24 protein-coding genes and 2 other RNA genes are annotated in these 25,595 nt (G+C 67.0%); 11 read left to right on the top strand and 15 right to left on the bottom strand.

The features are described 5' to 3' along the window. Positions 1-222: 222 nt before the first annotated feature. Both ACD584_RS09880 and ACD584_RS09875 read left to right on the top strand, forming a co-directional pair. On the top strand, positions 223-864 hold the full coding sequence (locus ACD584_RS09880; protein WP_076036342.1) for a glutathione S-transferase family protein: 642 nt from the start codon (positions 223-225) through the stop codon (positions 862-864). 2 nt (positions 865-866) lie between these two features. Then, positions 867-1,097 carry a DUF2007 domain-containing protein gene (locus ACD584_RS09875; protein WP_019237927.1) on the top strand — a complete coding sequence of 77 codons (231 nt, stop codon included), beginning with the start codon at positions 867-869 and terminating at the stop codon, positions 1,095-1,097. A gap of 132 nt (positions 1,098-1,229) precedes the next feature. Here ACD584_RS09875 and ACD584_RS09870 read toward each other — a convergent pair whose 3' ends face one another. From ACD584_RS09870 to ACD584_RS09860, 3 genes are read right to left on the bottom strand one after another with little or no spacing between them, the layout of a single operon-like run. Beyond that, positions 1,230-1,694 carry a response regulator gene (locus ACD584_RS09870; protein WP_011036060.1) on the bottom strand — a complete coding sequence of 155 codons (465 nt, stop codon included), beginning with the start codon at positions 1,692-1,694 and terminating at the stop codon, positions 1,230-1,232. Further along, a complete protein-coding gene (locus ACD584_RS09865; RefSeq protein ID WP_076036341.1) occupies positions 1,691-3,601 on the bottom strand; it encodes an ATP-binding protein in 1,911 nt (636 codons plus the stop codon). Before ACD584_RS09865 ends, ACD584_RS09870 begins: the two co-directional genes overlap by 4 nt. After that, a complete protein-coding gene (locus ACD584_RS09860; protein WP_011036062.1) occupies positions 3,598-4,305 on the bottom strand; it encodes a response regulator transcription factor in 708 nt (235 codons plus the stop codon). Before ACD584_RS09860 ends, ACD584_RS09865 begins: the two co-directional genes overlap by 4 nt. Positions 4,306-4,429: 124 nt before the next feature. Here ACD584_RS09860 and ACD584_RS09855 point away from each other — a divergent pair, with 124 nt between their 5' ends. Together ACD584_RS09855 and msrA are read left to right on the top strand one after the other, a co-directional pair. Beyond that, positions 4,430-4,954, top strand: a complete 525-nt coding sequence (locus ACD584_RS09855; protein WP_070691999.1) for an SgcJ/EcaC family oxidoreductase — start codon at positions 4,430-4,432, stop codon at positions 4,952-4,954. A gap of 83 nt (positions 4,955-5,037) precedes the next feature. Further along, on the top strand, positions 5,038-5,688 hold the full coding sequence (msrA, locus tag ACD584_RS09850) for a peptide-methionine (S)-S-oxide reductase MsrA (RefSeq protein ID WP_070692001.1): 651 nt from the start codon (positions 5,038-5,040) through the stop codon (positions 5,686-5,688). A gap of 521 nt (positions 5,689-6,209) precedes the next feature. Here the strand turns inward: msrA and ACD584_RS09845 are convergent. The 6 genes from ACD584_RS09845 to ahpC form a co-directional block, all read right to left on the bottom strand. Continuing rightward, positions 6,210-6,779: a type 1 glutamine amidotransferase family protein gene (locus ACD584_RS09845; protein ID WP_076036340.1), complete on the bottom strand. Its 570-nt coding sequence runs from the start codon at positions 6,777-6,779 to the stop codon at positions 6,210-6,212. 276 nt (positions 6,780-7,055) lie between these two features. Beyond that, entirely contained in the window at positions 7,056-8,024 is a 969-nt protein-coding gene (locus tag ACD584_RS09840) for a transaldolase (RefSeq protein WP_011036066.1), read from the bottom strand. A 62-nt stretch (positions 8,025-8,086) separates the two neighbouring features. Next, positions 8,087-8,518 (bottom strand): nucleoside diphosphate kinase regulator, encoded by a 432-nt coding sequence (gene rnk, locus ACD584_RS09835; RefSeq protein ID WP_011036067.1) that lies wholly within the window; start codon positions 8,516-8,518, stop codon positions 8,087-8,089. A gap of 228 nt (positions 8,519-8,746) precedes the next feature. Then, positions 8,747-9,688, bottom strand: coding sequence for a LysR substrate-binding domain-containing protein (locus tag ACD584_RS09830; protein WP_076036339.1), 942 nt, complete (start codon positions 9,686-9,688; stop codon positions 8,747-8,749). Positions 9,689-9,778: 90 nt separating this feature from the next. Further along, positions 9,779-11,368 (bottom strand): alkyl hydroperoxide reductase subunit F, encoded by a 1,590-nt coding sequence (ahpF, locus tag ACD584_RS09825; protein WP_014506771.1) that lies wholly within the window; start codon positions 11,366-11,368, stop codon positions 9,779-9,781. Between the two features lie 189 nt (positions 11,369-11,557). Then, positions 11,558-12,121 carry an alkyl hydroperoxide reductase subunit C gene (gene ahpC, locus ACD584_RS09820; RefSeq protein WP_076036338.1) on the bottom strand — a complete coding sequence of 188 codons (564 nt, stop codon included), beginning with the start codon at positions 12,119-12,121 and terminating at the stop codon, positions 11,558-11,560. Between the two features lie 199 nt (positions 12,122-12,320). On the opposite strand from ahpC, the gene prmC reads away from it, so the two are divergent. Both prmC and pip read left to right on the top strand, forming a co-directional pair. Further along, positions 12,321-13,172, top strand: a complete 852-nt coding sequence (gene prmC, locus ACD584_RS09815; protein ID WP_076036337.1) for a peptide chain release factor N(5)-glutamine methyltransferase — start codon at positions 12,321-12,323, stop codon at positions 13,170-13,172. Positions 13,173-13,346: 174 nt separating this feature from the next. Then, entirely contained in the window at positions 13,347-14,288 is a 942-nt protein-coding gene (gene pip / locus ACD584_RS09810) for a prolyl aminopeptidase (protein ID WP_076036336.1), read from the top strand. A gap of 237 nt (positions 14,289-14,525) precedes the next feature. Here the strand turns inward: pip and ACD584_RS09805 are convergent, their stop codons facing one another. From ACD584_RS09805 to ACD584_RS09790, 4 genes are read right to left on the bottom strand one after another with little or no spacing between them, the layout of a single operon-like run. Further along, complete coding sequence (locus ACD584_RS09805; RefSeq protein ID WP_076036335.1) at positions 14,526-15,317, bottom strand: N-formylglutamate amidohydrolase; 792 nt, start codon at positions 15,315-15,317, stop codon at positions 14,526-14,528. Further along, on the bottom strand, positions 15,298-15,849 hold the full coding sequence (locus ACD584_RS09800) for an NUDIX hydrolase (protein ID WP_012439149.1): 552 nt from the start codon (positions 15,847-15,849) through the stop codon (positions 15,298-15,300). The genes ACD584_RS09805 and ACD584_RS09800 overlap by 20 nt, the downstream gene beginning before the upstream one ends. Beyond that, a complete protein-coding gene (locus tag ACD584_RS09795) occupies positions 15,846-16,844 on the bottom strand; it encodes a 5'-3' exonuclease H3TH domain-containing protein (protein WP_076036334.1) in 999 nt (332 codons plus the stop codon). Before ACD584_RS09795 ends, ACD584_RS09800 begins: the two co-directional genes overlap by 4 nt. Beyond that, positions 16,841-17,416, bottom strand: a complete 576-nt coding sequence (locus ACD584_RS09790) for a nitroreductase (protein ID WP_076036333.1) — start codon at positions 17,414-17,416, stop codon at positions 16,841-16,843. Before ACD584_RS09790 ends, ACD584_RS09795 begins: the two co-directional genes overlap by 4 nt. A gap of 130 nt (positions 17,417-17,546) precedes the next feature. Between ACD584_RS09790 and ACD584_RS09785 the strand changes: the two genes are divergently transcribed. The 4 genes from ACD584_RS09785 to ACD584_RS09770 all read left to right on the top strand — a co-directional run bounded on the left by ACD584_RS09785 (position 17,547) and on the right by ACD584_RS09770 (position 22,592). Beyond that, positions 17,547-19,760: a DUF1631 domain-containing protein gene (locus ACD584_RS09785; protein WP_076036332.1), complete on the top strand. Its 2,214-nt coding sequence runs from the start codon at positions 17,547-17,549 to the stop codon at positions 19,758-19,760. Between the two features lie 221 nt (positions 19,761-19,981). Continuing rightward, positions 19,982-22,330 (top strand): DUF1631 domain-containing protein, encoded by a 2,349-nt coding sequence (locus ACD584_RS09780; RefSeq protein ID WP_076036331.1) that lies wholly within the window; start codon positions 19,982-19,984, stop codon positions 22,328-22,330. 61 nt (positions 22,331-22,391) lie between these two features. Continuing rightward, positions 22,392-22,466: non-coding RNA, sX9 sRNA (locus ACD584_RS09775), on the top strand. A gap of 51 nt (positions 22,467-22,517) precedes the next feature. Further along, positions 22,518-22,592: non-coding RNA, sX9 sRNA (locus tag ACD584_RS09770), on the top strand. 63 nt (positions 22,593-22,655) lie between these two features. Here ACD584_RS09770 and ACD584_RS09765 read toward each other — a convergent pair. Continuing rightward, positions 22,656-23,519 carry an alpha/beta hydrolase gene (locus ACD584_RS09765; protein WP_076036330.1) on the bottom strand — a complete coding sequence of 288 codons (864 nt, stop codon included), beginning with the start codon at positions 23,517-23,519 and terminating at the stop codon, positions 22,656-22,658. 141 nt (positions 23,520-23,660) lie between these two features. Here ACD584_RS09765 and ACD584_RS09760 point away from each other — a divergent pair, with 141 nt between their 5' ends. After that, the gene (locus tag ACD584_RS09760) at positions 23,661-24,320 is read left to right on the top strand and encodes a TetR/AcrR family transcriptional regulator (protein WP_070692017.1); all 660 of its coding nucleotides are present in this window, start codon (positions 23,661-23,663) and stop codon (positions 24,318-24,320) included. A gap of 795 nt (positions 24,321-25,115) precedes the next feature. On the opposite strand, the gene ACD584_RS09755 is transcribed toward ACD584_RS09760, so the two are convergent. Next, a complete protein-coding gene (locus ACD584_RS09755; RefSeq protein ID WP_076037781.1) occupies positions 25,116-25,595 on the bottom strand; it encodes a DUF3106 domain-containing protein in 480 nt (159 codons plus the stop codon).

Raw genomic sequence — 25,595 nt, 5'->3', positions numbered from 1 at the left:
ATCGGTATCGGATAAACCGCAAGTTTAGGCGGTGGCACCGGTTTAGGGGTAGGCGCGGCGCACGTGGCGGCCTGGTGGCCCGTGCGGGGCAGCGCCAGGGCGCCTTGGCACCTACGGCGGCCGGGGCAGGCGCGCAACCGGTTCATCGGCTCGGCCATCGGCCGCTGGCCGGCATCGCGCCCGACGCGTACGCTGCGCGCACTCCTTCGAGCGAGCTGCGCAATGTCACTGCCCCGCCTGGTGATCGGCGACAAGACCCTGTCCTCCTGGTCGTTGCGGCCGTGGCTGTTGCTGCGGCATTTCCAGGTGCCGTTCGAAGAAGTCGCCTTGCCGTTGAACACGCCCGAATTCCAGGCCCGTATCGCCGGCTATTCGCCGACCCGGCTGGTGCCGGTGTTGTGGGATGGCACGCTGCACGTGTGGGATTCGCTGGCGATCTGCGAGTACGTCAACGAGCGCTGGCTTGACGGCCGCGGCTGGCTGGCCGACCCGGCAGTGCGCGCGCAGGCCCGCGCCGCCGCCGCCGAAATGCACGGTGGCTTTGCCGCGCTGCGCAGCCAGCTGCCGATGGATCTGGCGCGTGTGCCTGGGCCCGCCCACTGGGATGCCGCCGCCGAGCGCGACATCGCGCGCATCCAGGCGCTGTGGGCCAGCCTGCGCGCCGAACACGGGCAGGGTGGTGCGTTCCTGTGCGGCGACTTCGGCATCGTCGATGCGATGTTCGCGCCGGTGGCACTGCGCTTTGCCAGCTACGGTGTGCCGCTGTTCGAAGCCGCCGGCGACTATCTGGCCGCGCTCGACAGCCTGCCCGCACTGCGCGAGTGGAAACTGGATGCCGAACGCGAACGGCTGGGGCGCGGCTGAGCATGCAGATCGCCTACCGAGCCAGTCACATCATCGATGCCCATCTGGCCAAGCACGCGCTGGAAGATGCTGGCATCACCGCCTTCGTGTTCGGCGAATCGCTGCTGGGCGGCTCAGGCGAACTGCCGGCCTTCGGCGTGTTGCAGGTCTGCGTGGCAGACATGCATCTGAGCCAGGCGCAAGCGGTGCTGGCCGAGATCGGCCTGTGCGGCGAGGTCACGCGCGCGCTGTAGCGGTGCGCGGTCCCTGTGCGTGTCCTGTGCTGCTCGTAGGAGCGCACTTGGGCGCGATGAGGTTTCCCCGGTAACGCCGGTCGCGCCCAGGTGCGCTCCTACGAAGGTCGCGCGCGCAGATCGGCGGCACGATTACTCCGGCTGACGCCAGCCCGGCGGCGCGGCATCGGGCGAGGCCAGTGCCCGCAGGCGTTTGAACAACACCGTGGTTTCGGCCACGTTCCACACCCGCAACGCCACCTCGAAGGTGTCCAACGGCTTGGTCAGGAAGTCCTTGGCACCCAACCCGAGCGCGCGATGGCGGGCGCTGCGGCTGGGGTCTGCGGTGAGCACGATCACCGGCAGGAACTGCCCCGGGTCGGACAGGCGCGCCAGCTGCTCCAGCAACGCATAGCCGTCCAGTTCCGGCATCTTCAGATCCAGCAGGATCAGGTCCGGCGCGAATGCCGACACCAGGCCCATGACCCGTTGCGGGTCGGTGGTGGCGACCACCTGCTGGAAGCCTTCGCGTTGCAGCAGGTCTTCGAGCAGCCGCACATTGGCAGGCTCGTCGTCGACGATGAGGATGCGGGAGGCGAGGATGTCGTCGCGTGTCATGCCAGTAGCCTGTCGATCACGGTGAAGAATTCCGCCACATCGAGCGGTTTGGTCAGATAGGCACGCACGCCCTGGTTACCCACGCGCGCCAGCGTGGCAGAGGTCGCGTCGGCGCTGATCACCACCACCGGCACCGCGGCAGTGGCCGGCTGCGCCTGCAGGTCGCGCAGCAGTTCTTCGCCACTGCCATCGCTCAGGTGCAGGTCGAGCAGGATCAGGTCCGGTACCTCGTGCTGCAGCAGCGCACGCGCCTGCGCCAGGCTGGCCGCTTCCAGCAACCGCCACTGCGGCCGCCGCTCGGTGAGTGTGCGGATCAGCGCCTGGTTGGAGGGATTGTCTTCGATGCTCAGCAGGCGGCAGACACCGCTGCCGGCGTTGCTGGGCGGCAGCAGTGTGCGTGCAGGTTCGGCGCTCTGCGGCTCGCCTTGCGGCAGGGAAATCCAGAAACGCGCGCCGTCACGGCTGCTGTTCACGCCGATCTGCCCGCCCATGGCCTCGATCAGGCGCTTGCTCAGCGCCAGCCCCAGCCCGGTGCCTTCCACGGCCGAGCGTTCCGCGCCCAGCCGCTCGAACGGGGTGAACAGCCGTTCGATCTGCGCCGCCGTGAGCCCGGCGCCCTGGTCGGCGACCACGATGCGTACCCGATCGCCATCCGGCTGCGCGCTCACCTGCACCTGGCCGCCGGTGCGATTGAACTTGACCGCATTCGACAACAGATTGAGTAGCACCTGGCGCAGGCGCTGCGCATCAGCGCGCACCGTCCAGGGGCCATCGATGGCCGGCGGCTGCAGGCTGATGCCGTGCTTGTCGGCGTCCGGCGCGATCAGGCCCAGCGCCTCGTGCACGGCGGCGCGCACCGCGATTGGTTCGGGGCTGAGGTCCAGTTGATCGGCTTCGATGCGTGCGATGTCCAGCAGCTCGGTGATCAGGCCGAGCAGGTGCCGGCCGGCGCCCAGGATGTGTTGCAGGTGACGGCGGTGGCCCGGCTCGGGCAAATCCATCTCCAGCACCTGCGCATAGCCCAGGATCGCGTTGAGCGGGGTGCGCAGTTCATGGCTGCTGCGCGAGAGGAATTCGGTCTTCGCGCGGTTGGCGGTCTCGGCCTCGCGGCGGGCCAGTTGTGCTTCGTTGGCGCGTGCGGCCAGCAGTTCGCTGGCCTGTGCCAGGCGTTGGCCGACCTGCCCGAGTTCATCGCCGGCACGCGGCTGTGCGGCCAGCGGCAGCCCTTCGCCGAGCCGGTCGGCATTGGCCGCCAGCGTACGCAGGCGCCCGGACAAGGCCGAGGCGAACCACGCCACCGCAAACACCGCGCCCAGGCCGCCGAGCATCGCCGCGCTCAGGGTGATGATGAGATTGCGCTGGCGCAGCCCCTGCGCCTTGGCGGTGCGCACCTGCAATTGCGCGGTTTCGTAATTGCGCAGTTCGCGTAATTCAGCGCGCAGGATGTCGAGCTTGTACTTGCCGTCCCAGAGCTGGCGGATCTCTTCCTCGCGGCTCAGATCCGGTGCAAGCAGACGGCGCCAGCCCTGCATCTTTTCGGCGAACAACGGCTTGATACGCGCAAAACGCTGCGCCTGCACCGGGTCGGTAATGCGTTGCGACAGCCGCTCGGCCACGCGTTGCAGGCGCGGCTCCGCGTCGCGGTACGGGGTGAGGAATTCATCGCGGCGCACCAGCCGATACCCGCGCACACCGGCGGCGGTTTCGGCCAGCAGCGCGTGTGCTTCGTACAGGTCGCTCAGCACTTCCAAGGTTTGGCGCACATCGTTTTCGGCGGCGATGTTCTGTCGCTCCACGCTGTAGATCGCCATCAAGGCCACGGCCAGCAGCAGCAGCGGCAGGGTGACCACCGCCAGGCTCTTGCGGGTGATCGGCCAATCGTTCCATCGCACCGCCAGAGCATTCATTGCGCAAGTCCTGCGTGGACCGCGTACACCGCGGCCTGGGTGCGATCTTTTACCTCAAGTTTCTGCAGGATTCGCTCGACGTGCACTTTGACCGTGCCGGGAGAAATCCCCAGTTCAGCTGCCAGTGTCGCGTTGGTGAGCCCGCGCGGCAGCAGCGAGAGCACCTGTTTTTCGCGCTTGCTCAGGGCACTCAGGCGATCGTCCTGCACCGCTTTGCGCCGCCGCGTGGCGACCGGCCTGGCTGGCTCGGCGACCATCGCCGGCAACAGCAGCGCAAAGGCCTGCAATGCCTGCAGGTCGTCGCTGCCCGGCGCCAGGCGGCCGTCGTTCCAGGCCACGCACACCATGCCCAGTGTGGTGCCGAGCAGCTGGATCGGCAGCCTTGCATCACGCATTTCGGCCGGGCGGGGCGGCATCAGCCAAGTGGCTTCATGGCTGTCACCGGGGGCGCTGGCGCCGGGCGGCAGGGCGCGGCCCCTGCTGGCAAACACCTGCGCGCGTGGCCCGCGCTGCGCCAGCACCGCGCCATCTTCCAGCCCCAGCAGCAACAGCACGCGGCCCAGCACTGCATCGCAAGCCTGTTCGGGCGTACTGGCACTGCGCAGCGCCGCACTGGCCTCCTGCAGCGCCTGCCAGCGTGCGCTGTCGGAGGCGTCGCGACGTAACGCCAGGCGCCAATCGCCTGCATTGGTTGGGGTTTCCATATCCGAGCTCTAGGCCGATCAGCATATTTGAGTATATGCCACTCGGCGGAATTGTTGGGCTCGCTGGATTTCGATACTGGGCTCGCCCACTGAGGCAACCCCCATCACTCAACGGAGATACCCCATGCGTCGCCCCCTGTTCTCTCTGGTTCTGGCTCTGGCTGCCACCCCGGCGCTGGCTGGCGGCGTGATGCACTACACCGACAAGGCCGCGCTGCCCGCCGATGGCGAAGCGCGCGAAGTGGCTGCGCTGTTCGACACCTGGAACGCGGCCCTGGCCACCGGCAACCCGCACAAGGTGGCCGACCTGTACGCCCCGGACGGCGTGCTGCTGCCGACGGTCTCCAACGAAGTGCGCGCCTCGCGCGAGCAGATCGAAAACTACTTCGAGATGTTCCTGACCAAAAAGCCGAAGGGCGTCATCAACTACCGCACCGTGCGCCTGCTCGATGACGACAGCGCAGTGGATGCCGGTGTGTACACCTTCACGCTCACCGACAAGAGCGGCAAGAAGAGCGATGTGCAGGCCCGCTACACCTTCGTGTACGAAAAGCGCGACGGCAAGTGGCTGATCATCAACCACCACAGCTCGGCCATGCCGGAAGTGGATACCGCCACCGCCACCGCTGCGGTCACCAAGGCGAAGTGAGGTGCAATCGCCGGGAGCGGCTTGAAAGCCGCTCCCACCGGCGCCATCCAGCAGGCAACCCTCAAACACGCGGGAGTTGCACCATGTTGGGAATCGGCGCCTTCAAACAACGCATGCCACGGTCCGGCGAAGCATTGCCGGGACGTACCCAGGCGTTGCCGCTGCACAACACGCACCTGATCAACGGCCACCCGTTGCGTGGTGAGTTCACCGGCCTGGCCCAGGTGCAATTCGGGCTTGGTTGCTTCTGGGGCGCGGAACGCAAGTTCTGGAACGTGCCTGGGGTCTACACCACGGCGGTGGGTTACGCCGGGGGCAAAACACCGAACGCGACGTATTCGGAAGTCTGCTCAGGGCAGACCGGCCACACCGAGGCGGTGCTGGTGGTGTACGACGCGCAGGCGGTGTCGTTCGAACAATTGCTGCGCACGTTCTGGGAAAGCCACGATCCAACCCAGGGCATGCAGCAGGGCAACGATGTCGGTACGCAATACCGCTCGGCGATCTACTGCAGCACGCAAGCGCAATACGACGCGGCCATTGCCAGCCGCGATGCCTACCAGCAGCAATTGACCGCAGCCGGTTATGGCGACATCACCACGGAGATCCGTTACCCGGCGCCCACGTTCTATTACGCCGAGGACGATCACCAGCAGTATCTCGCCAAGCACCCCAATGGCTATTGCGGGCTTGGCGGAACGGGAGTGAGCTGCCCGATCGGGCTGGATGCCTGAGCGGAAAGGCGAGGCCGGATCCAAGCGCTGCCATGTGATCGTGGCGTGCCGATGGCCATAGTGACCGGCAGCGTTTTCACTATCAGGCAGCGCATGGGAGTGCATGCCAGGCAACTTGCAATGGCTACGCCGGAGACGGCGTGGCCATCTTTTTGTGTGCCAGTTGCGGTGGCCGACCGCAGTTGCGGAAGACTGGTTCCGTGCTGGTGCGCGACGCCGCCTGCAGGCGCATGCGTCACGCACCGGCGTCGGGCGCGTGGACGCAGAGGTCGGTAACGCCATTGAGTGGTAGTCGCGGCGGCTTGAGTGCGACGTGCTGGCAAGTCTCAGCACACGAGCAGCAACTGCGTTTCCACGGCTTTCTGGGAAGCCGCCACTCGATGCGCACTTGTCGCACATGCGTGGCACTAACCTCCCCAGCCGTGTAAGGCGCAGTTCTCGCTGATCGGCGAGCCGCCCCACAAACTTGGTGCCGGCATATCGCAGAAGTGCGTGTCCTGTTACGTCAATAGCCGCTGCTGCTAGACGAATTCGCCAGAGAACATGCCGCGCAGTTGTGCCAGTAATTCTGTGCGCTCCGGATGCAGGGTGCGCATGCAGGTCACCGCAAACCCCACCGGGCTGGTGCCGGGTGCGGTCATCACGCCGTCGGCGCTGACCACTTTCTCGTGCCGGTAATGCGCAGCGCCGGCGTACGGCACCACGTGCTCCTGCAAGAACGCCAGCGAATTGCTGGTGTGCGGCCGCTCGTCGAGCAGACCCGCATACGCCAGTGCGATGGTGGCTCCGCAGATGGCCGCAATCGGGCGCTGCTGTTGCACGCGTTCGCACAGTACGCCGCTCAGCCCGGGAATCTCGCCGGCTTGCCAGCGTTCGCTGCCTGGCAGGATCCACAGATCGGCGTCCAGCGGTGCCAGATCCGAGAGCGCAAATTCCGGCGTGATGCGCAAGCCGCCGATCGAGTGCACCGGCTGTCCGTCGATGCTGGCGATGGCGACCTGGTCGCCAAACCACTCGCGCGCCGCAGGCAGGACCACGCCGATTTCCCAGTCAGCGACACCGTCGACCATCACCACTGCGATGTTTGCCATTGTCCGTTTCGTCCGTTGAGGAATCCGGATTCTAGGCAGCGGCCCGTCAGATGTTGTGAGCGTGTTGTCGAAACAGCGACGCGCAGGTTGCTGGCTTTCGGCGCCGCCGGGGCGGCACGCGCCTGGAGGCTTACGCGGCAGTGGCAGATCGCGCTGGGCTGCAGGTCATCGATCGGTGGCGGTCTGTGCGCGCTGCGAATCAATCGCTAATGCCACAAACAAAAACGCCTGCGGGCGATGCCGCAGGCGTTCGAAGTGACGCAACAACGGGAACGATCAGCCAGCGAGCTTGTCGGCGATGGTCTTGCGCAGCGCCTCCAGGTCCTTGGCGAAGGTGTCGATGCCGCTGGCCAGCTTCTCGGTGGCCATGTCGTCAGCGGCCAAGTCGGTGGCGAAGCTGTCGCTGTTGATCGGCGTGATGGCCGCGTTGTCCGCATTCAGTGGCGACAGTTTGCGCGGCAGGTCGCCGTGGTCGGCGTCGAGCTTCTCCAGCAGGTCCGGCGAGATGGTCAGGCGGTCGCAGCCGGCCAGCGCCTCGATCTGCGCAGTGGAGCGGAACGAGGCGCCCATTACCACAGTGGAGGAACCGCGGCGCTTGAACTCGTCGTAGACACCGCGCACGAACACCACGCCCGGATCTTCGTCGATGCTGGCCGGGGTCTGGCCCTTGGCGACAAAGAAATCCAGGATGCGGCCGACAAACGGGGAGATCAGGAACACACCGGCCTCGGCACAGGCCAGCGCCTGCGAGCGGTTGAAGATCAGCGTCAGATTGCAGTCGATGCCTTCCTGCTGCAGTTGGCGCGCGGCTTCGATGCCTTCCCAGGTGGCGGCGATCTTGATCAGGATCTTGTCCTTGGACACGCCACGCTCGGCATACATCGCGATGAACTTGCGTGCCTTGGCGATGGTGGCCTGGGTGTCGTGCGCCAGGTCCGCGTCCACTTCGGTGGACACGCGGCCGGGTACCAGTTCCGACAGCATCGTGCCCACGCCGACGGTCAGGCGATCGGCTACTTCGTTGATGGTGCTGTTGCGGTCTTCGCCACCGTGCGCACGGCCCCAGGCCAGCTCGCGCTCGATCAGGTCGGCATACACCGGCAGATCCAGCGCTTTCTTGACCAGGGTGGGATTGGTGGTGCAATCGACCGGCTTGAGCCGCTTGATCGCGTCGTAGTCGCCCGTATCGGCAACGACAACGGACAGGTCACGCAGTTGGGCAAGCTTGGAGGGGGATGCAGTCATGCGGGTTCTCTCGAATCGTGGAACGGGTCGGGGATAGGACGCAGCGCGTTACGTTAGCGCGCTCAGCGACGGAAGTCGCCCGCCGCTTCGGGCTGGTCGTGCACGGCGGTCACGCGCAAGCGCAGGTCGCGTCCGCCGGGTGCGCGCCAATCGATGGACTGGCCGACCGACAGGCCGAGCAAGGCGGTGCCCACCGGCGCCAGCACCGAGATGCGGCTGTGTTGGACATCGGCTTCGTGCGGGTACACGAGGGTGAGCGTGTGACGTTCGCCATGCAGCTCGTCTTCGCATTCGATGCGTGAGTGCATGGTGACGACATCGCCGGGAATCTGGTCGGGCGGCACGACGCGTGCGCGGCCCAGTTCGTCGGCCAGCGCGGCGGCGGCCGGATGGTTGTTCAACGCGGAAGACTCGAGCATCGCTTCAAGGCGGGCGAGGTCGTGGCTGGACACCAGAATGGATGGCGGCAAGCCGCTGTGGTGTTGCGAGGTCATGGCAATCTCCTGACAAGGGCAGCGGACGCACGGTGCGCCCTCCAACAACAGGTGAGGGCGGCGCGGCGTGACCACAATGCAGGCGGGCACATCGCACCGGTCACGCGTTGCCCGTAGGCGCCGGCATCAGCGGTAAAGAGTGGACAAGCAAAAGGCGACACCTGCGTGCCGCCTTCGTCCATTGTCGACAAGATTGCGTTGTGAAGCGACCGCGGCAGTGCGCGGCCTTCAGGCGGCGACAGCTTTCGGGCCGCTTGCCGGCTGGTCCAGCGTAAACAGGCTGTCCGGCAATTCCTTGAAGATCTGCGAGAGCTGCTCCAGGAACGCCGTCATTGCCGAGCTGCGCCGCCACGCCATGGCGACGCGCCGGTTGGGCTGCTTGTCTTCGCGGAAGCGGATCAGGCGGATGTTTTCCGAGCGTGCCACCGGCGGCTTGACCGCCAGCATCGGCAGCAGGGTGACGCCGACATTGGCCGCCACCATCTGGCGCAGGGTTTCCAGGCTGGTGGCCTGGAATTCGGACTTTTCCAGCGCGCCGGCAAGATGGCACACGTCCAGCGCCTGTTCGCGCAGGCAGTGGCCGTCTTCGAGCAGCAACAGGCGCTGCTCGGAGAGATCGTCCAGCGTCATGCTGTCGTGCCGTGACAGCGGGTGGCCTTCCGGCACCGCCAGCACGAAGGGTTCTTCGAACAGGAATTCGGCATGCAATTGCTCGTCCTGCAGGGGCAGGGCCAGCAGTGCGGCGTCCATACGGCCTTCGCGCAACTGGTGGATGAGCTGGTCGCTTTTTTCTTCGATCAGCAACAGCTCCAGACGCGGAAAACGCTCGCGGATGCGTGGCACCACATGCGGCAGCAGATACGGCGCCAGGGTGGGGAAGATGCCCAGGCGCACGGTGCCCGCTTCCGGGTCCTGGCTGCGGCGGGCGGCTTCCTTCATCTGTTCCACTTCGGCCACGATGCTGCGCGCGCGCATGGCGGCTTCGCGGCCAGCCGGGGTGAGCATCACCTTGCGCGGCGCACGTTCGACCAGCGGCACACCGAGCTCGTCTTCCAGTTTCTTGATCTGGGTGGACAAGGTGGGCTGGCTCACGAAACAGGCAGTGGCGGCACGGCCAAAATGCTTGTGGTCGGCCAGGGCTACCAGGTATTTCAGGTCACGCAGATTCATGTGCAGCAGCCCTCGTGGCTGTGACGTGGAACGGACTGGACCAACCGCAGCTTAGCGCCCGGGCGGGCCGGGCGCTGGCTGAGCTCACGCTTACGCAGCCTGGGCTACGTCGGCGCTGACCGGTGCGCTGGAGCGGATCAGGTAATCGAACGCGCTCAATGCAGCCTTGGAACCTTCGCCCATCGCGATCACGATCTGCTTGTACGGCACCGTGGTCGCGTCGCCGGCCGCGAACACGCCCGGCACATTGGTCTGGCCGCGGTCGTCGACGATGATCTCGCCGCGCGGGGACAACTCCACCGTGCCACGCAGGAACTCGGTGTTGGGCAGCAGGCCGATCTGCACGAACACACCTTCCAGGTCGATGTGCTGCGTGTCGCCACCGGTGCGGTCCTTGTAGACCAGCCCAGTGACCTTCTGACCATCGCCCAGCACTTCGGTGGTCTGCGCGCTGGTGATGATGCGCACGTTGTGCAGGCTGCGCAGCTTGCGCTGCAGCACTTCGTCGGCGCGCAGCTTGTCGTCGAATTCCACCAGCGTGACATGCGCCACGATGCCGGCCAGATCGATCGCCGCTTCCACGCCCGAATTGCCGCCGCCGATCACCGCCACGCGCTTGCCCTTGAACAGCGGGCCATCGCAATGCGGGCAGTAGGCCACGCCCTTGTTCCTGTACTGGTCTTCGCCGGGCACATTCATCTGCCTCCAGCGCGCGCCGGTGGACAGGATCACCGTCTTGCTCTTGAGCGATGCGCCATTGGCCAGCTTGATTTCGACCAGGCCATCGGCACCGGCCGGGATCAGTTGCTCGGCACGCTGCAGATTCATGATGTCCACGTCGTACTGGCGCACGTGCTGCTCAAGCGCGGCAGCCATCTTCGGGCCTTCAGTTTCCGGCACCGAGATGAAGTTTTCGATCGACATGGTGTCCAGCACCTGACCACCGAAACGCTCTGCAGCCACGCCGGTGCGGATGCCCTTGCGTGCGGCATACACCGCTGCTGCCGAGCCGGCCGGGCCACCGCCAACCACCAACACGTCGAAGGCATCCTTGGCGGCGATCTTGGCGGCATCGCGCTTGGCTGCATTGGTGTCGAGCTTGGCGACGATCTGTTCCAGCGTCATGCGTCCCTGGTCGAACAGTTCACCGTTCAAGTACACGGTGGGCACCGACATGATCTGGCGGGTTTCCACCTCGTCCTGGAACAGCGCGCCATCGATGGCCACGTGCTTGATGCGCGGGTTCAGCACCGCGGCCAGGTTCAGCGCCTGCACCACGTCCGGGCAGTTCTGGCACGACAGCGAGAAATAGGTTTCGAACTGGTAGTCGCCATCCAGGTGCTGCACCTGCTCGATCAGCTCGGCAGTGGCCTTGGAAGGGTGTCCGCCGACCTGCAGCAGCGCCAGCACCAGCGAGGTGAATTCGTGCCCCATCGGCAGGCCGGCAAAGCGCACCGAAATGTCCTGGCCCGGCGTGGTCAGCGCGAACGAGGGCTTGCGCTGGTTGTCGTCGCGGTGCACGTCCAGGCTGATCTTGTCCGAGAGCAGCACCAGATCCTCGAGCAGCTCGAGCATCTCGCGCGCCTTGGGGGTGTCGTCGATCGAGGCATGGATCTGGATCGGCCGCGTGACCCGTTCCAGGTAGGCGGTCAGCTGGGTCTTGAGATTGGCATCCAACATGGAAAACTCCTGGGAATGGGCAAGGGGAGGACGCGGCGTCGCTGCGCATGCGCAGGTCGCCTGGGGAGGAAGGGGATGAACCGCAGCCGGCGCGAAGGCGGGGTGCGTGCTGGCGATGGCTGGCGGGTAGCCCGGCACCGGCTCCGGTTCACCCCCGGCCCGGAAACCGGGCCAGGGATGCGAGGCGGCTTAGATCTTGCCGACCAGGTCCAGCGACGGAGCCAAGGTCTTGGCGCCTTCCTTCCACTTGGCCGGGCAGACCTGGCCAGGATTGTTGGCCACGAACTGTGCCGCGGTCAGCTTGCGCAGCGTCTCGGTGACGTCGCGGGCGATGGAGTTGTCGTGGATTTCCAGGGCCTTGATCACGCCTTCCGGGTTGATGATGAAGGTGCCGCGCAGGGCCAGGCCTTCTTCTTCAATGTGCACGCCGAACGCGCGGGTCAGCTTGTGGGCCGGGTCGCCGATCAGCGGGAACTGCGCCTTGCCCACGGCCGGGGAGGTTTCGTGCCACACCTTGTGCGAGAAGTGCGTGTCGGTGGTAACGATGTACACCTCGGCGCCGGCCTTCTGGAACGCGGCGTAGTTGTCAGCGGCGTCTTCCACTTCGGTCGGGCAGTTGAAGGTGAAGGCGGCCGGCATGAAGATCAGCACCGACCACTTGCCCTTCAGGCTTGCTTCGGTGACCTCAATGAAGTTGCCGTTGTGGTACGCGTTCGCCTTGAAGGGCTGGACCTGGGTGTTGATGAGAGACATTGAGTTTCCTCTTGCGGTGAAGGGGGTTGGGGGACGGAACAGGCGCCATGGTAGGCAGGATCAATAGATATCTCAAATCGATTGATGGAATTGCATAGATAGGCTGCGGCTATCAAGACGCCAGACTGGCTCTGGCGTGCGCACCTGCTGCCATCCCCGATAATGGTCGGCCGATGTTTCGCACAAGTGAAGTTGCCGCATGTCTGAGGCTCCCGCCGTCATGTCCGCCGAACAGCTGCTGCGCGAGGCGGTCATCCGCATTGCGCGCAGCGACGCGGAGCCCTTGCTGCTGCATGCGCTGGGGCGCGACCGCGCCTGGTTGTTCGCGCATGGGCGCGATCCGGTGCCGGCTGAGCAGGCGCAGCGCTTCGGCGCGCTGGTGGAGCGGCGTCACCAGGGAGAGCCGGTGGCCTACCTGACCGGCTCGCGCGGGTTCTGGACCCTGGACCTGGCGGTCTCCACCGCCACGCTGATCCCGCGCGCCGATACCGAAACGCTGGTGGAGCTGGCGCTGGAACGCCTGGAGCTGACCGCCGGCGTCCGGGTGGTCGATCTGGGTACCGGCAGCGGCGCGATCGCGCTGGCAATTGCCAGCGAGCGGCCGCAGGCGCAACTGATCGCCACCGATGCCAGTGCCGATGCCCTGGCCATTGCCCGGCACAACGCGCACGCGCATGGGCTGCACAACGTGGAGTGCCGCCTGGGCCACTGGCTGCAACCGCTGGCCGGCGAACGGTTCGATCTGATCGCCAGCAATCCGCCGTACATCGCCGCTGCGGACCCGCATCTGCAGCAGGGCGATCTGCGCTACGAGCCCGCGAGCGCGCTGGCCTCCGGCAGCGACGGCCTGGATGACATCCGTCTGATCGTGGCCGACGCGCCCGCCCATCTGCTGCCAGGCGGCTGGCTGCTGCTCGAGCACGGCTGGGACCAGGGCGAGGCGGTGGCCGCGCTGTTGATCGCGCGTGGGTTTGCAGCGGTGGCGACCCACCAGGACCTGGAGCAGCGCGACCGCGTCACGCTGGGGCAGTGGCCGCACGCTGCGGGGTGATCCCGGCGCATGCGGCAGCGGTTCTGTTTGCACTGTCGAGCAAGCAACTGCCCTGAAGGACGGATTCCACACCAAGCTGTGTGCCTGCGCGCAGCGCCATGTCCCTGCGCATCGCCGCGCGGCGTGCCTCTGGCAGCAGCCGATACAATGCGGCCTTTCCCGCAGGACCGACGCATGCGCACGCTCTATCCCGAGATCACGCCCTTCGACCAGGGCACCCTCCAGGTCGACGACCGCCACACCCTTTACTTTGAACAATGCGGTAACCCGCAGGGCAAACCGGTGGTGATGCTGCATGGCGGCCCGGGCGGCGGCTGCAATACCAAGATGCGGCGGTTCCATGACCCGGCCAAGTACCGCATCGTGCTGTTCGACCAGCGTGGCGCCGGCCGCTCCACGCCGCATGCCGATCTGACCGACAACACCACCTGGGATCTGGTGGCCGACATCGAACGGCTGCGTGCGCATCTGGGGATAGAGCGCTGGCAGGTGTTCGGCGGCAGCTGGGGTTCGACCCTGGCGCTGACGTACGCGCAGACCCATTCGCAGCAGGTCACCGAGCTGGTGCTGCGCGGCATCTTCCTGCTGCGCCGCTGGGAGTTGGAGTGGTTCTACCAGGAAGGCGCGAGCCGGCTGTTCCCGGATGCGTGGGAGCACTACATCGCCGCGATTCCCGCAGAGGAATGGCACGACCTGATCTCCGCCTTCCATCGCCGCCTTACCAGCACCGATGAAGCCACCCGCCTGGCCGCCGCCAAGGCGTGGAGCGTGTGGGAAGGCGCCACCAGCTTCCTGCATGTGGACGAAGATTTCGTCACCGGGCATGAGGACGCGCATTTCGCGCTGGCCTTCGCACGTATCGAGAACCACTACTTCGTCAACGGCGGCTTCTTCGATGCCGAAGACAAGCTGCTGCGCGACGCGCACCGCATCGCCGAGATTCCCGGGGTGATCGTGCAGGGGCGCTACGACGTGGTGTGCCCGATGCAGAGCGCGTGGGAGCTGCACAAGGCGTGGCCGAAGGCCGAGTTAAAGATCAGCCCGGCGGCCGGTCACTCGGCCTTCGAGCCGGAGACCGTCGACGCGCTGGTGCGTGCGACCGACAGCTTCGCCTGAGAAGGCGCGCGGTGAGCGGCCGGCATGTCCGGCCGCTGGCCAAGTTGCAGCAGTAGCTGCGTTGTCGAATACCGCGTGCCAATGCAATGCGCCAATGCAACGACCAACTCGCGTAGAAGCGCGCTTGCGCGCGATGGGGATTTACCGATAACGCCCCATCGCGCGCAAGCGCGCTCCTACGTCGCTTTCAGCCCGGCAAACCATCGCGGAGTTTAGCTCAACAAACCAGCGCGGTACTTAGCCCGGCAAACCCTCCGCCAGAGGCGGCAACAGCCGCGCCAGCCGCTGTGCCCAGGCGTTCTGGCCGGCGGCGTCGCTGATCAGGTCCTGGCGGATTTCCAGCTCCACATGCGGCAGGCCGCGGCCTTCGCCGTAGACCGGAATCGCGTAGTCGGTGGCATCGCTCACCGCATACGGCTGGTTGTCGCCCACCACCAGATCAGGTTCCGCGCGCAAAGCCTGCAGCAGCCGATGCGCCAGGCGCGTGTCGCGGTTGTACAGCACGCCCGCATGCCAGGGCCGCGCGATCCCGGCCATCACCGGGGTGAAGCTGTGCATCGAGACCAGCAGCGTCGGCTGGGCGCGTGCCGCGCGTGCGTCCAGTTCGGCGGCAATACGCGCGTGGTACGGCGCAAAGATGGCGTCGATACGTTGCTGGCGCGCGCTGGCGGTCAGCCCGGCGTTGCCTGGAATCGGCGTGCTGTCGCTGACCTCCGGCATCAGGCTGGCGGCAGCGTGCGGGCGGTTGCAGTCGATCACCAGCCGCGAATAGGTCTGGCTGATCGAAAACGCGTCCAGCTGCTCGGCCAACCGGCGCGTGACCTCGGCAATGCCGATGTCCCAGCCGATATGCCGGTCGAGTTCGTGCTGCGGCAGGCCGAGGTTGTGCAAGCGCGCCGGCACGCGTTGCCCGGCGTGATCGGCGATCAACAACCACGGCGATGCGCCTTGCGCGTTGCGCACCGTGAACGGCGCGGGGTCATCCGGGCCGAGCAGCGGGGCGGCCACCTCAACCACGCGGCGTGCCATCCAGTGCGTGGTCGACCAGGTACAGGCCGGCCCACAACTTGGGGTCCATCTGGTAGCCCTCGGCCATCTTCTGCACCAGCCACGCGCCCACCTGTGCGCGCGGGATTTCATGCACGGTGATGTCTTCGCTTGCATCGCCGCCGCCTGCGCCGACCTTGCGCAAGCCGGTGGCGCGCACGAAGGCGATCTTCTCGCTGCTGGCGCCGGCCGAGGTCGGCCCGATCATCAGCACTTCGGCATGGTCGGCGGTCCAGCCGGTTTCTTCTTCCAGTTCGCGGATCGCCGATAGCTCGATGGATTCATCGGCATGGATATCGCCCACCAGCCCGGCGGGCATTTCGATGGTGCGCGCCTGCAACGGCACGCGGAATTGTTCGACGAACAGCATTGCATCGTCCGGCGTCACCGCCACGATGATCGCGGCCAGCCCGCCGGCATGTACGCGCTCGGAATATTCCCAGGTGCCGCGCACTACCATGCGCTGGTACTTGCCTTCGTAGACCACGGTGGGCGGAGTGTCGTGTCGATTCATGGAAAGGGACCTTGGGACAGGGAAGCGGGAGGTGGCGGCAACACGGCGCCGCCACTGGCGGCCAGCAGGCGCCGGCGCGTGAGCGGGCCAAAGCGCAGGCTGTCGCACAGGCCGGTCAGCATGTCGGTATCGGCGGGGGCGCGCGTGAAGCCGGACTCGGTGAGTTCCAGCGGCGCATCGAGCGCGATGGTGGTGAGCTGACGCCACAGCAAGGCGTGCTCGCGCTGTTCGCGCAACCGCAGCGCCATTTGCGCAGCGCCGCGCAAGCGCAGGAACGGCAGCTCGTCCAGCCGTTCGAGCAGGGCATCCAGGCTGCCGAAGTGCGCCAGCAGCACCGCTGCGGACTTGGCGCCGATGCCGGTGATGCCGGGGATGTTGTCGATCGCATCGCCGCACAGCGCCAGGTAGTCGGCCATCTGGTGCGCGTGCACGCCATGACGTGCCTTCACCCCGTCCATGCCCCAGCGCACATTGCGCGCGTAGTCCCACTGTTCGTCGTGTTCGAACAACAGCTGCGACAAGTCCTTGTCGGCCGAGACGATGATGCCGCGCAGGCCCTGCGCACGCGCGCTGTGCAGCGCGCTGCCAATCAGGTCGTCGGCTTCGTATTCGCGATGGGCCAGCACGCTCAGCCCCAATGCCGCGCACAGTGCCTTGCAATGCGCGAACTGGCGACGCAGTGCGTCCGGCGCGGGCTCGCGGTTGCCCTTGTAAGCAGGGTAGATCGCATGCCGGAAACAGCTGTCCAGCGCTTCGTCGAACGCAATGGTGACGTGCTGCGGGCGCTCGCGTTCGAGCAGATCCAGCAGGAAGCGGGCAAAGCCATGCACCGCGTTGGTGGGCCAGCCCTGCGCGTCCTGGAACTCGTCCGGGATCGAATGCCAGGCGCGAAACACATACAGGCTGGCATCGACCAGATACAGCGGCACCGGGCGCGGCGTCTGCAGCGCCGCGGCGAGCGGCGCGGTGGCAAGCGGGGGCGCGGGCGTGGTCACGGCGTCCAGTCGCGCAGCAGTGCGCGCGGGTCGGGGCGCTCGCGCTCGGGCACCTGCATGCGCGGTGTGCCGATGTGGATGAAGCCGACCACGCGCTCGTGTTCGTCCAGCCCCAGGTACCCAGCTACCGCCGGGTCGTAGGCCATCCAGGCGGTCAGCCATTGCGCACCGAAGCCATGCGCCTGCGCAGCCTGCAGCAGCGCGAAGCAGACGCAGCCTGCGGTCATCAACTGTTCCTGCTCGGGCACCTTGTGCTCCGGCTGCAGCGTGGCGATAACCGTAATTACCAGTGGCGCCTGGCTGAAGCGTTCGCGGTCCTTTTGCACGGCCGCTGGCGGCGTCAGCGGATCGCCTGCCAGGGTGCGTTCGGCCAGGAACTCGCCCAGCGCCTGCCGTGCATCGCCGGCAATGCGCAGGAAGCGGAACGGCACCAGCTTGCCGTGGTCGGGCACGCGCACCGCCGAGGTGAGCATGCGTAACAAGGTGGCCTCGTCCGGGCCGGGCTCGCCGAGTTGTTTGGAGGGAACCGAGCGGCGGGCGTCCAGCGCCTGGAGCGAATACGGTGCGTGCATAATTCCGGATCAGGGCGGGGGTGCTCGATTATAGACGGGCCCTTCCCAACGCCCGTTGCACCATGGCCGGCCGGGCGCTGTCCGCCTGCCATGGCAGATCCTTCTTCATGCGTGCCCTTCGCGTCGTCCGATGACCCAGTTCCTGCCCACCGATGCGCTTCCCAGCCGCAACCCGCAACTGTTGGATCAGGTGCGCGAGGTGGTGCTCGTGCCGTTGGCCGACGCGTTCCTGGACGTGCAGGACGTGCTGGCCGAGTCGCTGTTCCGGCTGGCGGCCGATGCCGGCCCGGCGCAGAACGATTTCATGGAAGCGATCAAGGCGCTGCGCCAGCAACGTGAGCCGATCACCGCGCGCTTCCGTGGGCATCTGGCGCAGGCCTGGCAAGGCCTGGAATCCGGGCGCCCGCTGTCGGCCGACCGCACCCTGGCGCGCGGCGGCGCGGGCCTGAGCCTGCTGCCCGAACAGGACCTGGAGGTGCGCCTGGCGGTGCGCAACCTGGCCGGCGCCCTGCAACACCAGTGGCGCCCGGAGCTGATGCGGCTCAACCGCTACCTGGGCTTCATTGCCGGCGGGCTGCGCATCGACGGCGACAGCAATCCGTTTGGCCCCGAGCACCTGGGCGTGGCGCTGTACGAAGCCTTTCAGGGCGTGACCATGGCGCCGAAGGTGCATCTGGCGGTGATCAAACTGTGCGAGCAGCAGTTGATGGACCGCGTCGGCACACGCTACGGCGAACTCGAACAGGCGCTGGCACAGGTGGCGCGCCTGCGCGACCTGCCACACGCACGCAGCCGCCGGCGCGGAATTCCGCGCCAGGGCGAGACAGAGGGCGAAGACAGCGGCGATGCGCCGGACTGGATCGCACGCTTCTTCGCCGACTGGTCCGGCGGCCAGAGTGCGCTGGTCGGAGTGGAGGTCATCGACGTGCATCTGCGCACCGGCCGCGACGTGCTGCCGGCCGGGCTGCATCAGTTGCTGCAGCATGCGCGCCGGCAACGTGAGCCGGGCCAGGCAACTGTCTCCACCGAGCAACGGTTGCTGTCGCCGCGCGAAGTGGTCTCGGCCCTGTCATTGCTGCAGACCATGCCCAAGGCCGGCTTCGATGCCATCGACGGGCTGCAGCTGGGCCTGGCGCGCGGGCTGCGCCAGCAGGTGATGCGTGCGGCGGCCTCGCTGGGCGTGGACCCGGCCACCGCCCGCCTCAATGCCGACGACGAAGACGCGCTGGATCTGGTGGCGCTGTTGTTCGAAGCGATCCTGGTGCAGAGCCATCTGTCCGACTGGCAGCGCGCCTTGCTGGGCCATCTGCTGGTGCCGATGGCCAAGATGGCCATGCTCGACGGCCGCCTGTTCGTGCGCGATGGTCATCCTGCACGGCGCCTGCTCAACCTGTTGGTGGAGGCCTGCGACGGCAACGGTGGCGAAACCTCGGCCGAGCAGGCGTTGCTGGCGCAGGTGCAGGCCGCAGTGGACGAGGTGGTGCGCGATTTCGACGAGCACCCGGCGGTGTTTCTGTCGCTGGAGGCCGAGTTCGGCGCCAGCTACGAGCAATACCGGCGCCGGGTGGAAATCGCCGAGCGCCGTGCCAACGAACTGCAGCGCGCCGAAGAACGCCGCGAGCGTGCGCGCGGCGTCGCCGCACAGGCGTTGGCCGAGCGGCTGGCGCGTGGCGCGCTGCCGCCGGTGGTGGAGCATTTTTTCAGCCGCGTCTGGCACCCGGCGGTGCAGCAGGCGGCGTTGCGCGGCGATGGCGCCGGCCCGCTGCTCGAAGAGGCGCTGGCGCTCGGCGACGCGGTGCTGGCGCAGCTGAGCCAGGCCGGCGGCGGCGAAGCGCTGGAGCCGTACCGCGCGGCACTGCTGCAGGCGTTTGCCCAGGCCGGGCTGGCCCAGCGCGAAGCCGAGCAGGCGCTGCAGGAACTGCAGCACGCGCTGGTGGTCGGGCAGGGCGCGGCCGCGCCGATCCTGGCGACCTTGCGGGTTGGCGCCAGCCCCGCCGATACGGTGGCCGAACCGCTGACCCCGATGCTGGACGCCTCTGCCGAGGTGGAATTTGACCGCGTCACCGCCGATTACTTCCGCAAGTTGCCGCTGGGAACCTGCCTGGACTTCATCGACCGCGCCGGGCGTGTACAGCCGGGCAAGCTGTCCTGGATCAGCCCGATCTCCGGGCGGCTGACGTTCGTCAACCGCCGTGGCGGGCGCTTGTGCGTGTCCTCGCCCGAAGAACTGGCCATGATGGTCTGGCTGGACCGGCTGCGCCTGCACCGCGAGGACGATGCCTTCTACAGCGCCATGCAAGGGGTGGTGGACCGCCTGGATGGTTCCGGCGCCGCGCATGCTTAACCTTGGCCGCCGCCCGGCCGATTCTGGCAAGCTCCACTGTAATGCAGGGGCTACGATGTCCGACTGCCATGCAAACCCTGGGCGGTCACGAGTAAAGTGAGAACTTCGTCACATTTATCGCGCATACGAACCGCCTACCATGCGAGGGCGGAATTTGGGGCCGCGTCTGTTTTTCCTCGTTCGAGAATTTTCACGCCTGCAAAGGCGGGGAGCCTTTGCGCATGACCTTCCAGCCCAGTCCGTCGGGACACCCGGGCCGTGACCAACGCTTGCTCGATCAGGCGCACGCTGTCTTCGTGCCGCCGATCGCGCAGGTATTTGCAGCTGCAGTGGCACATTTCGATGATGTCCTGTTCGACCGCGCCGAATCCGCGGGCGCGTCACAGTTGCTATTTCTCGATGGCATGCGCGAACTGCGCCGCAAGCGCGACGAGGTCTGTGCACAATTCCGCCAGCAGCTCGAGGCCGGTTGGCAGGCCTTGCTGCAAGGCACGCCGCTGTCGGCGGAGGTGGTGCTGGCCGGCGACATGGGCACCGGCCCGCTGAGCCTGGTGCCCGAGCACGTGCTGGAATCGCGGTTGGCGGTGCGCAACCTGGCCACCGTGCTGCTGCGGGATTTCAAGCAGGTGCTGGCGCGCATCGATCGTCGCCTGGGCTGGATCGCCGGCGGCCTGGAGCTGGTGGCCGATACCAACCCGGTGGGCCCCGAGCATCTGGGCGTAGCCATCCACGAAGCCTTTGCCACCTGCGACCTGGCGCCGGAAGTGCGCCTGGTGCTGATCAAACTGTGCGAGCGCGACCTGGCCGAGCCGATCGGCAAGCTATACGCCCGACTGGACGAGACCCTGGCCAAGGCCGGGGTGATGCCCGAGATTTCCCAGCCCAAGCGTGCGCCGCCGCGCATGCAGCCGCGCGATCAGGCGCAGGGCGAACGCAGCGCCGCCGACGGCCAGGGGTTCGATGGCGAGGCCGCTGGCGAAGACCCCAACGAGCAGTACGCGCCGGCCTGGGCCAACCGGTTTCTGGATCGCTGGGCGCATAGCCGCGGGCGCATGCAGGCGGCCGCGCAGCGCGGCAGTGCGGATGGCCATGCGGGCGGAGACGGCGACGCCGATCACCCGGGCGGCAGCCAGGGCATGCTGCTCGATGCCCTGCACGAGCTGCTCCAGCAGACCCGCAACGTGCGCGAAAACGCCGCATCCGCCGCATCCGTAGCGGTGGGGCAGCAACGCCCGCTGAGCCAGCGCGAGATGATGTCGGTGCTGTCGCTGCTGCAGGCCACGCCGAGTGCCACGCTGCAGGCGGCGATCGGCGACGACGACGAATCGCTTGCGCAGCGTCTGAAAAACGAAGTGCTCAACAGCGCCACGCGTCTGGGCGTGGACCCGGCCACCGCGAAGCTGGATCCGATGGACGAGGATGCGATCGACCTGGTCGGCATGCTGTTCGACGTGATGCTGGACGAGCGCGACCTGGAAAACCGCTCGCGCGAGATGATCGGCCGGCTGGTGGTGCCCTTCGTCAAAGTGGCGCTGCTGGACCGCAAGATGTTCGTCCAGAAGACCCATCCGGCGCGGCGCCTGCTCAATTCGCTGGCCGAGGCCTGCGAAGGCAACAACGGCGACAGCGCTGCCGAGCGCGTGCTGATGGGCAAGGTCGAAGAAATCGTCGACCGCCTGGTGGCCGAATTCAACGAGAATCTGGCGATCTTCCTGACCCTGGAAGAAGAATTTCGCGACTTCCTGTCGCAGCACCGGCGCCGGGTGGAAATTGCCGAACGCCGCGCTACCGAAACCCAGCGTGGCCAGGAAAAACTCGAACTGGCGCGCGCCCGCGCGCTGTCGGAACTGGAGCAGCGCGTGCAGGCCGGCGCGCCATTGCCCAAGGCGGTGGAAGATTTCCTGCGCCAGCCGTGGCTGCATCACCTGACCATGGCGATCCTGCGCGACGGCGACGAAGGTCCCGGAACCGTCGAGGCGCTGGCAATGGCCGACGGCGTGCTGGAGGAACTTGCCGAGGCGCGCCGCCACATCATCGGCAAGCCGTGGCTGCAGGCCTGGCAACCGGCGCTGCACCGTGTGTTTGCCAGCGTTGGATTGCATGGCGATGCCGTGGTGGTGGCGATCACCGCGCTGCACGACACCTTGCAGGCGATTGCCGAGGCGCGGCCAGAGCTGGAAAAGGCCTTGCCGGAGTTGCCGCAGGTGAACCTGCCACCGCCGGCGGCCGAGAGCGTCAGCGTGGTGCTGGGCGCCGAGGCCGTGGCACAGAGCATCGACAGCGCCGATGCGGAGCGGTTCCGCGCAATGGACATCGGCACCTGGCTGGATTTCGTCGACAAGGACGGCAAGGTGCAGGCGGGCAAGCTGTCGTGGGTGAGCCCGATCTCCTCGCGGCTGCTGTTCGTCAACCGGCGTGGCGTGCGCTTCTGCGTCGCTTCTCCGGAAGAACTGGCAGTGATGGTGCGGCTTGGGCGGCTGCGCGAACACATCAACGACGGCGCGTTCGACAGCGCGATGCAGGGCGTGATCGACCGCCTGGATCCGCTCAACAACGGCACCGTGCACTAAGCGCCGCTGTCAAAACGGCTGCGCAGCCGCCAGGCGGGCGCGGCCGATGCTCGGCGTTCTCATGTATCCGCGGACACTCTGGTTACTCCGCGCCGTTCGCACCCACCTGGCGACTGCTTGCTCCGTTGTGTTACCCGCTCTAAGCGCTGCTGTCAAAACGGCTGCGCCGCCCGTATTCGGCATCCTCATGTGCCCTCGGGCACTCCGGTTCCTCCGCGTCGTCCGCACCAACCTGACGATTAACCGCTCCGCTGTGTTCGCTGCTTTACGCAGACCCGCACGGTCGCCATGACCGTGCGGCATGCGCGGGGCCCCGTTGCCGGCCTCAGCGAGACGCCGGGCCGATGAAGTGCAGTGCCTGATCGATCACCGAGGCGTGATCGACCATGCGGTTGTGGCCCAGGCCCTCTGTACTGACCAGCTGCGCGCCCGGCCACAGTGCGGCGAAGCGTGCACCTTCTTCCCACGGCGTTTCGCGGTCGCGGCGGTCGTGGATGATCAGCGCGGGGCGATCGAACTGCGGCAGACGTTCGCTGGCATCGAAGTCGGCGAAACGCTTGCCGGTGAGCTCGGACAGCCACTGTTCGAACGGTGCGAACGTGCGTGCGGCGATGCCGGCGGCGGCAAACTGGCGTTCCGCGCTTTTGGCCGGGGTGAGCAGTGGCGCGATCAGCACATAGCGCGCCGGTCGCCAGCTGGCTTCATCGGCGAACACCACCGACGAGGCGCCCATCGAATGGCCGATGAAGGCCGCCGGCCGACCGAAATGGCGGCCGATGTGGCGCAGCACCTCGACAAAGTGCGGGAAATTGCTGAGACGGCCGCTGCTGGCGCCGTGGCCGGCCTGATCGAAGGCCACCACGGCATACCCCAGCGCCTGCAGGCGCGGCACCCAGGCGGCAAAGCGCAGCCCGAAACTCGACCAGCCATGCGAGAGCAGCACGTACGGGTGCTCGGCCGGGTCGCCCCAGCAATAGACAGTCACGTCCGTGTCGGCGATGCGCAGGGTGTGGCGGGCCGTGTCCGGCAGGCTGGCGAGCGCGGCAGCGGCATGACGGCGCGTTGCGGGCAACGGCGTCACGAAGCGCTTGGCCAGATAGCGGCCGGTGGGGCCGGGTGCGAACCGGCTGGCGGTGGCCAGGGCGGTGCGGAGCAGGCGAAGACGCAGGGGGGGACGGGACGGGCGCATGTAAGAAATCCGGAAGGGAGGGCATCCAGCCAGGCGGTGCCGATGAGTCGGTATGGCCGAGTCTGCCTGTCGCATCTTGTCACCGTCAAGATTGAGTGGTTCACTGCCCTGGTCTCATGATGAGAGCCGCGAGAGGAACGCATGCCACATGCGCGCGCCAGACGAGAATTGCCCCATGAGGACCGCACCGTGAGCGCTATCACCACCCCGTCAGATGCGCCCGGCACGTATCACCACGGTGATCTGCCCGCTGCACTGCGTCGGGCCGCGTGGGAGATCGTGGCCGAGTCGGGCGCCCGCGCGCTGACCTTGCGCGCTTGCGCCCGCCGCGCCGGCGTGTCGCATGCCGCACCGGCGCACCACTTCGGCTCGCTCAATGGCCTGGTGGCGGAAATGGTGGCCGACGGCTACGAGCGCATGGTCGCGCGCATCGCGGCCACCCAGCAGGACGTGAGCGACCCGGTGATGGGTTGCGGGCTGGGCTACATCCGCTTTGCGATCGAATTTCCACAGCATTTCCGGCTGATGCTCAGTCTGGATCTGCGCGCACATCCGTTGCCGCGCCTGGCGCAGGCCAGCGAGGCGGCGCGCGCTTGCCTGCGCAATGCCTTGTCGACCGCCTGGTGTGCGCAGCACGGCAGCCCCCCGCCGGCCGAGCTGCTGCAGCAGCGCACCTTGCTGGCCTGGAGCGCGGCGCATGGGTATGCCGCGTTGGCGATCGACCACCCTGCGCAGTCGGTGCCGCTGTTCCCGCCAGAGCTGATCTTCGCGCCGCTGATCCCGGCGCTGCTGGCGCCCTGACTGCAGGCTGGCTGTTCTTCATGGCGGCGAGCCTGGCGTAATGACGTACGCAGCAATCGGGCGCCGCCTTGCATCTGGGCGCTGCGCTGGTGGTTGGCGGCAATCGGCAATTAGCGGCTGGGAAGCGCAGGCGGTGATCAGCGGACAGCAGGCAAAAAGTAGCAGGCAGCTGGTAGCAATCAGAAACAGCGATCAGTAAACATCAAGCAGCAAAAATAGGCAGTCGCAGTGAGTCACCACCAGCAGCTAGCGAGAGTGGTATGTCGCAAGCCAGTACCGGATTGGGAGACTGCGTGCGGCGGATGCAATGTTTGACACAGGGATCGCGCTCGTCGCGTCGTTTGACGACAGCCGACGTCGCAGCGATCGCCAGGCGAGCAACCGCGAGGATCAACTTGATTTGATGCGATAGGCCGCCGGCACACGTTATGTGCGATACCGCATTGCAGGTGGCGACTGCTCGCTCGCCAGGATGCCGATCGGGTTGGCCGAGTGCTCGTGCAGGCATTGCGCGAAGCGTGTTCTGCGTATGTTTAGTGCAGCACGCGTTGCCAACGTACGCGGAAAGAGGCGATGCACATGCGTCGGCAACGACGATTCTCTTGATGCGCGTCTTTGGATCGAGCATCCACAGCGCGTGTTTTAGGTGCGGTTGCTCTGCCAGGCACTGCGATGACGCTGCAGCAGGACGGGCCGGACGTCTTCGCTACGGACGGTGCAGGTGCAGCGTCTCCGGGTTCCGATACCGCCAGCCCAGCGAATACTTACGCGCACGCGCCAACGCGGCGCATGCGCTCAATCATCGACCGGCGGATGCGCGCGGAGCCAGGCGCTGCGCTCGGCCGGGCTCATTTTCTGCCAGCGCTGCTGCAGTTCGTTGCGTTGTTGCGGGGTGAGCGTGCGCATGCGTTCGAACAGGGCCTTGGCCTCGCGGCGCTGCTCGGGGCTCATGTTGCGGAAGCGGTCCATCCCGGCCTTGGCCTGCTTGCGTTGTTCCGGGGTCATGTCCAGCCAGCGGCGTGCGTGCCGGAACATGCGTGGGCGCTCGTCCGGCGCGTCGTTCCAGCGCTCGCGCAAGGCGTCGATCAAGACCTGGCGTTGTTGCGCGCTCAACGTGTCCCATTCGGGCATCGGCGTCTCGGCGCCGCGCGGGCCGGGCCCATCGTGCGGTGGCGGCCCCGGCGGCGGGCCGGGTGGGCGGTCCTGGGCCCACAGCGCCGCGCAAGGCGAGACGCACAGCAACAGGGTCAACAGCAGGCGCGTGGTGCGGGTCAT

This window comes from Xanthomonas sp. NCPPB 2922 (genome assembly GCF_041520885.1).
Taxonomy (GTDB): Bacteria; Pseudomonadota; Gammaproteobacteria; order Xanthomonadales; family Xanthomonadaceae; genus Xanthomonas; species Xanthomonas campestris.
The sequence above is the reverse complement of the archived record's forward strand: the minus strand, read 5'-3'. Positions and strand labels throughout refer to the sequence as shown.

Coding starts and splice junctions, on each gene's coding strand:
- ACD584_RS09880 (WP_076036342.1), top strand. CDS start 223: ATGTCACTGCCCCGCCTGGTGATCGGCGACAAGACCCTGTCCTCCTGG.
- ACD584_RS09875 (WP_019237927.1), top strand. CDS start 867: ATGCAGATCGCCTACCGAGCCAGTCACATCATCGATGCCCATCTGGCC.
- ACD584_RS09870 (WP_011036060.1), bottom strand. CDS start 1,694: ATGACACGCGACGACATCCTCGCCTCCCGCATCCTCATCGTCGACGAC.
- ACD584_RS09865 (WP_076036341.1), bottom strand. CDS start 3,601: ATGAATGCTCTGGCGGTGCGATGGAACGATTGGCCGATCACCCGCAAG.
- ACD584_RS09860 (WP_011036062.1), bottom strand. CDS start 4,305: ATGGAAACCCCAACCAATGCAGGCGATTGGCGCCTGGCGTTACGTCGC.
- ACD584_RS09855 (WP_070691999.1), top strand. CDS start 4,430: ATGCGTCGCCCCCTGTTCTCTCTGGTTCTGGCTCTGGCTGCCACCCCG.
- msrA (WP_070692001.1), top strand. CDS start 5,038: ATGTTGGGAATCGGCGCCTTCAAACAACGCATGCCACGGTCCGGCGAA.
- ACD584_RS09845 (WP_076036340.1), bottom strand. CDS start 6,779: ATGGCAAACATCGCAGTGGTGATGGTCGACGGTGTCGCTGACTGGGAA.
- ACD584_RS09840 (WP_011036066.1), bottom strand. CDS start 8,024: ATGACTGCATCCCCCTCCAAGCTTGCCCAACTGCGTGACCTGTCCGTT.
- rnk (WP_011036067.1), bottom strand. CDS start 8,518: ATGACCTCGCAACACCACAGCGGCTTGCCGCCATCCATTCTGGTGTCC.
- ACD584_RS09830 (WP_076036339.1), bottom strand. CDS start 9,688: ATGAATCTGCGTGACCTGAAATACCTGGTAGCCCTGGCCGACCACAAG.
- ahpF (WP_014506771.1), bottom strand. CDS start 11,368: ATGTTGGATGCCAATCTCAAGACCCAGCTGACCGCCTACCTGGAACGG.
- ahpC (WP_076036338.1), bottom strand. CDS start 12,121: ATGTCTCTCATCAACACCCAGGTCCAGCCCTTCAAGGCGAACGCGTAC.
- prmC (WP_076036337.1), top strand. CDS start 12,321: ATGTCTGAGGCTCCCGCCGTCATGTCCGCCGAACAGCTGCTGCGCGAG.
- pip (WP_076036336.1), top strand. CDS start 13,347: ATGCGCACGCTCTATCCCGAGATCACGCCCTTCGACCAGGGCACCCTC.
- ACD584_RS09805 (WP_076036335.1), bottom strand. CDS start 15,317: ATGGCACGCCGCGTGGTTGAGGTGGCCGCCCCGCTGCTCGGCCCGGAT.
- ACD584_RS09800 (WP_012439149.1), bottom strand. CDS start 15,849: ATGAATCGACACGACACTCCGCCCACCGTGGTCTACGAAGGCAAGTAC.
- ACD584_RS09790 (WP_076036333.1), bottom strand. CDS start 17,416: ATGCACGCACCGTATTCGCTCCAGGCGCTGGACGCCCGCCGCTCGGTT.
- ACD584_RS09785 (WP_076036332.1), top strand. CDS start 17,547: ATGACCCAGTTCCTGCCCACCGATGCGCTTCCCAGCCGCAACCCGCAA.
- ACD584_RS09780 (WP_076036331.1), top strand. CDS start 19,982: ATGACCTTCCAGCCCAGTCCGTCGGGACACCCGGGCCGTGACCAACGC.
- ACD584_RS09765 (WP_076036330.1), bottom strand. CDS start 23,519: ATGCGCCCGTCCCGTCCCCCCCTGCGTCTTCGCCTGCTCCGCACCGCC.
- ACD584_RS09760 (WP_070692017.1), top strand. CDS start 23,661: ATGCCACATGCGCGCGCCAGACGAGAATTGCCCCATGAGGACCGCACC.
- ACD584_RS09755 (WP_076037781.1), bottom strand. CDS start 25,595: ATGACCCGCACCACGCGCCTGCTGTTGACCCTGTTGCTGTGCGTCTCG.